2 protein-coding genes are annotated in these 540 nt (G+C 48.0%); both read left to right on the forward strand.

Annotated features, from left to right (window positions below; genetic code table 11):
• Positions 1-276 (forward strand): GDP-mannose 4,6-dehydratase (locus tag R7E38_RS23295; protein WP_318082217.1); only part of this gene is annotated, 276 nt, incomplete at its 5' end.
• Positions 276-540 (forward strand): sugar phosphate nucleotidyltransferase (locus R7E38_RS23300; RefSeq protein ID WP_318082219.1); only part of this gene is annotated, 265 nt, incomplete at its 3' end. The genes R7E38_RS23295 and R7E38_RS23300, both read left to right, overlap by 1 nt.

Raw genomic sequence — 540 nt, forward strand, 5'->3', positions numbered from 1 at the left:
ACCATTTGTGCTTTGCTTGAAGAGCTGCGACCAGACAAGCCGGCAGGTGTTGAGTCTTATGAATCTTTGATCACTTATGTCAAAGACCGCCCAGGTCATGATGTGCGCTACGCAATTGATGCGACCAAGATTGCTCAAGAGCTTAACTGGACGCCAGAAGAAACCTTTGAAAGCGGCATTCGCAAAACCGTGGAATGGTACCTTAATAATCCGCAATGGTGGCAACGCGTGCTTGATGGTTCATACAGTTTAGAGCGATTAGGAGCGGGCGAATAATGAAAGGCATTATTTTAGCAGGTGGCTCGGGCACTCGCCTTTACCCTATTACACGCGGTGTCTCTAAGCAGTTACTGCCGGTTTATGACAAACCAATGATTTACTACCCGTTGTCGGTACTCATGCTTGCTGGCATTCGTGAAATCTTGATCATCACCACGCCAGAAGACCAGGAAGGATTTCAGCGCCTATTGGGTGATGGCTCAGAGTTTGGCATTGAGTTGCAATACGCAATTCAACCAAGTCCAGACGGCTTAGCTCAAG

It is taken from the genome of Vibrio sp. Vb2131 (assembly GCF_033338535.1).
GTDB classification, from domain to species: domain Bacteria; phylum Pseudomonadota; class Gammaproteobacteria; order Enterobacterales; family Vibrionaceae; genus Vibrio; species Vibrio alginolyticus.